Source organism: Embleya sp. NPDC020886 (genome assembly GCF_044333915.1).
Classification (GTDB): domain Bacteria; phylum Actinomycetota; class Actinomycetes; order Streptomycetales; family Streptomycetaceae; genus Embleya.
The window spans coordinates 1-4,822 of the sequence record NZ_JBIRRX010000025.1; the positions used below are offsets into that span (position 1 = coordinate 1).

2 protein-coding genes are annotated in these 4,822 nt (G+C 72.7%); both read left to right on the forward strand.

Annotated elements, in window-relative coordinates; all coding sequences use genetic code 11:
• Positions 1–3,468: type I polyketide synthase (locus tag ACH4U8_RS43485; RefSeq protein WP_395783993.1), on the forward strand; the 3,468-nt coding region annotated here is incomplete at its 5' end.
• A gap of 56 nt (positions 3,469–3,524) precedes the next feature.
• Complete coding sequence (locus ACH4U8_RS43490; protein ID WP_360324979.1) at positions 3,525–4,712, forward strand: cytochrome P450; 1,188 nt, start codon at positions 3,525–3,527, stop codon at positions 4,710–4,712.
• Positions 4,713–4,822: the final 110 nt, after the last annotated feature.

The window sequence follows — 4,822 nt, forward strand, 5'->3', positions numbered from 1 at the left end:
CGGGACGTGGTGTTCGACGGGGTGGGGTTGGACGAGACCGGGTTCACCCAGCCCGCGTTGTTCGCGGTCGAGGTGGCGTTGTTCCGGCTGCTCGAATCGTGGGGCGTGCGGCCGGACTTCGTGACCGGTCACTCGATCGGCGAGCTGGCCGCCGCGCACGTCGCCGGAGTGCTGACCTTGGACGACGCTTGTCGGGTGGTCGCCGCGCGCGGCCGGTTGATGCAGGCGCTCCCGGCGGGCGGGGCGATGTTCGCCGTCCAGGCGACCGAGCCCGAGGTCGTCGAGCTGTTGCAGGGCCGCGAGAAGGAGGCGGGCATCGCGGCGGTCAACGGGCCGTCGGCGGTGGTGATCTCCGGCGTCGAGGACGTCGTCGTCGCGATCGCGGACGAATTGCGCGAGCGGGGGCACAAGACGAACCGGCTGACGGTCAGTCACGCCTTCCACTCGCCGTTGATGGATCCGGTCCTGGACGAGTTCGCCACCGTCGTGAACGACGTGGCGTTCGTCGAGCCCGAGATCCTGATGGCCGCGACTGCCGAGGAGGTGTGTTCGGCCCGGTACTGGGTGGATCACGTGCGCGAGCCGGTGCGGTTCGCCGATCACGTCACCCGACTGCGCGCGGCGGGCGTGACCCGGTTCGTGGAGATCGGCCCCGACGGCGTGCTCACCGCGATGGGCCCGCAGACCATCGGCGACGCGTCGTTCACCGCGTCCCAGCGCCGGGACCGACCGCAGGTCCACACCGCCGTGACCGCGCTCGCGCACCTGCACACCGCGGGCCACCCCGTCGACTGGTCCCGCTTGTTCACCGGGACCGCCGCGACCCTGACCGACCTGCCCACCTACGCGTTCCAACACCGGCACTACTGGATGCAACGGGCCACTCCGGCCGTCGCGCTGCAAACCCCGGGTGCGCCGTCGGCCGACCGCACCTACCGGATCGGCTGGACGCCGCTGGTCGAGGACACGCCGTCGTCCGCGCTGTCCGGGACCTGGCTGCTGATCCGCCCGGCGCACGCGTGTCCGCTCGCCGACGGCGTCGAACGGGCGTTGACCGAGCACGGCGCCACCGTGCTCCGGGCCGACGACGTCGCCGGGCTCGCGGACACCGACCCGGCCGGGATCGTCTCCCTGCTGGGTCCGGGCACCACGATCGCCACCGCCACCGCCACCGCCACCGCCACCGCCACCGCCACCGCCACCGCCACCGACGGCGGTCTGCGGGCGACCCTGCGCGTCGTACAGGACCTGATCGCCGCAGGCACCGACGTACCGCTGTGGATACTCACCAGCGGCGCCGTCGCCGTCGGCGACTCGGATCCGGTGCGTCACCCGGAACAGGCCACCCTCTGGGGCCTCGGCCGAGCCGTCGCCGCGGAACATCCGGAACTCGGCGCCGCCCGGATCGACCTGCCCGCCGAACTCACGGACCACACCGCCCGCCTCCTGTGCGCCCGACTGCTCGCCCGCGACGAGCCGGAGATCGCCATCCGCCCGGCCGGTGTGTTCGCCCGGCGGCTGCTCCGCACCGGCCCCACCGCCGAACGCTGGTCGCCCACCGGCACCGTGCTGATCACCGGCGGGACCGGCGCACTGGCCGGCCACGTCGCGCGCTGGTTGGCGGCCAACGGCGCCGAACACCTCGTGCTGGCCGGCCGGCGCGGCCCGGACGGCCCGGAGGCCGGCGCGTTGCACGCGGACCTGATCGCCGGCGGGGTTCGGGCCACGATCGTTCGCTGCGACGTCACCGACCGCGATTCCCTTCGGGAGTTGCTCGACGAATACAAGCCGCGCGCGGTGGTGCACACGGCCGCCGTCCTGGACGACGGCGTGATCGCCTCGCTCACCCCCGCACAGGTCGACCGGGTGCTCGGGCCCAAGCTGCTCGGCGCGCGGCATCTGCACGAACTCACCCGCGAGACGGACCTCGACGCGTTCGTGCTCTTCTCCTCCCTGGCCGGCGTGCTGGGCGGTGCGGGCCAAGCGCCCTACGCCGCCGCCAACGCCTACCTCGACGCGCTGGCGGCGCACCGCACCGCCCAGGGCCTGCCCGCCGCCTCGCTGGCCTGGGGGCCGTGGGCGGGCGGCGGAATGGCGGACACCCGGGTCGTCGAGGACCGGCTGCGCCGCAGTGGCCTCACGCCGCTGGCACCCGAGGAAGCGGTGCGCGCCCTGGCCCGGGCCCACGGCCCGGTCGTGGTGGCCGACGTGGACTGGGCCCGCCTGGCCGCGGGAGCCCGACACCGTCTGCTCGACGAACTCCCCGACGCGCGCCCGGTCGTTACCCCCGCTCGGGACGAACAGCCGGATCTGTTCGGCCGGTTGGCGGGGCGCCCCGTCGAGGAACAGTCCCGGGTGCTGCTGGACGCGGTCCGTGCGGAGATCGCCGCCGTACTGCGCTACGACGACCCCGCGCGGATCGACCCGGCCCACGAACTCCTCGACCTCGGCTTCGATTCGCTCACTTCGATCGAGCTGCGCAACCGGCTCGTCGCCGGCACCGGCCTGACGCTGCCCGCCATGCTCACCCTGGAACAGCGCACACCCGCCGCCCTCGCCGAGTACCTGCGGGAGCGAATCGCGGCCACCGCCCCGGCCGGCCCTCGGAGCACCGCGAGCCTGGACGACCTGTGGCACGAGGCGGACCGGCACGGCAGACGGCTGGAATTCATCGATCTGCTGGGCTCCGTCGCCGACTTCCGGTCCGCGTACCGCGATCCCGACGACCTGGACGTGCCGCCGTTGCGACTGTCCTCCGGCGGCACGGACACACCCGTGTTCTGCATCCCCTCGCACCTGGGCAAGGCCGACCCGCACAAGTTCCTCCGGTTCGCCGCCGCGCTGCGCGGCCGGCGGGACGTGTTCGCGCTGCGCGAGCCCGGTTTCGTGACCGGCGAGCCGATCCCCGCGACGCTGGACGTGCTGCTCGCCACCCACGCGCGGGCCCTCGCGGAGCACGACGAGGTGGTGCTGCTCGGCTACTCCGCGGGCGGCCTGGCCGCGCACGCGCTGGCCGTCCACCTCGCCGCCCTGGGCCGACCGCCCGCCGCGCTGGTGCTGCTGGACACCTACGCGCCGGAGCAGACCGAGGTGATGACCCGCATCCAGGGCGCCATGGAGCAGGGGCAACGCGAACGCGACGGCCGGACCGGCGAGGCGCTGGGCGAGGCATGGCTGACCGCGATGGGCCGCTACTTCAGCTTCGACTGGACGCCGAGCCCGGTCGAGGTCCCGGTGCTGCACGTACGCGCCGGGGACCCGATGCCCCAGATGCCCGCCGACGGGCAGTGGCAGGCCCGCTGGCACCTGCCGCACATCGGCACGGACGTGCCCGGAGACCACTTCACCATGATGGAGCAGCACGCGCCGCGGACCGCCGACGTCGTCCACGACTGGCTGGTCACGACCGCCCATCGAGCCGGTGCCGAGCACAGCGCCCACCCGCCGGGGGTGATCCCCATGCGGTGATCCGCCCCCCGCAGGAAACGACAACAAATCCAACATCTGGAAACGGAGTTCGTCGAATGCCTTCATTCCCCGTCCGTCGCACCGTCCCGGACCTCCCCCCGACCGAGCACCTGGAGCTGCTCGAAGGAGGGGGCGTCTGCCCCTTCAACATGGAAGACGGCCGCGCGGCCTGGCTGGCGGCCAGTCACGAGTCCGTGCGCAGCCTGCTGGCCGACCGCCGGATCAGCAACAACCCCGCCCTGGTGCCGTCCTTCTCGCAGCGCGAAGCCCTGCAGAAGGAGCGGGGTCAGTTCAGCCGCCACCTGTTCAACATGGACTCGCCGGAGCACGACATCGCCCGCCGGATGGTGGCGGAGGACTTCACGCCCCGGCACGCCGAGGCGGTCCGCCCGTTCTTCGAGGACGCGTTCGGTCGCATCGTCGACGAGATCGTCAGCAACGGACCGGGCGCGGAGATGGTGGAGGCATTCGCCTTCCCGGTCGCCACCCAGACCATCTGCAAGGTGCTGGACATCCCGGAGGAGGACTGCAAGTACTTCCAGCGACGCACCGAGCAGATCATCGAGATGGACCGGGGCGAGGAGAACCTCGAAGCCGTCATCGAACTGCGCGGCTACGTCCAGACGCTGATGCAGCAGCGCACCGAGCAGCCCGGGGACGACCTGCTCAGCAGGCTGATCAGCAAGGCGAAGGCGTCCGAGGAGATCGTGCTCGACGACTCCGACCTGGTGGACAACGCACTGTTCCTGCTGGTCGCCGGGCACGAGCCGTCCGCGAACATGCTCGGTCTCGGGGTGCTCGCGCTCGCCGAATTCCCGCATGTCGCCGAGGAGTTGCGCGCCGACCCCAGCCTGTGGCCGGGCGCGATCGACGAGATGTTGCGCTACTACACGATCGCTCGGGCCACCAAGCGGGTCGCCGCCGCGGACATCGAGATAGAGGGCCACACGATCAAGGAGGGGGACGCGGTGATCGTGCTGCTGGACACCAGCAACCGCGACCCGCGCCTGTTCCCCGACCCGCACGAGCTGAACATCCACCGCGCGGCGGGCAACCACCTCTCGTTCAGCCACGGGCCGCACGCGTGCCTGGGCAAGCACCTGGTCCGGGTGCAACTGGAGGTCGCGCTGCGCGCGGTGGCCGAGCGGCTGCCCGGCCTGCGGCTCGACGTCGCCAAGGAGGACATCCCCTTCCGCGGTGACGCGCTGTCCTACGGGCCGCGTCAGCTCCGCGTCACCTGGTAACAGCCGAACGGCGGGCGTGGCCCCGCCCCCCCCCCCCCCCCCCCCCCCGCCCCCCCCCCCGCGGGCAAAAAACGAGGAAGCCGGGCGGCCCCCGGGCGAGAGGCCCCAAG

Coding starts and splice junctions, on each gene's coding strand:
- ACH4U8_RS43490 (WP_360324979.1), top strand. CDS start 3,525: ATGCCTTCATTCCCCGTCCGTCGCACCGTCCCGGACCTCCCCCCGACC.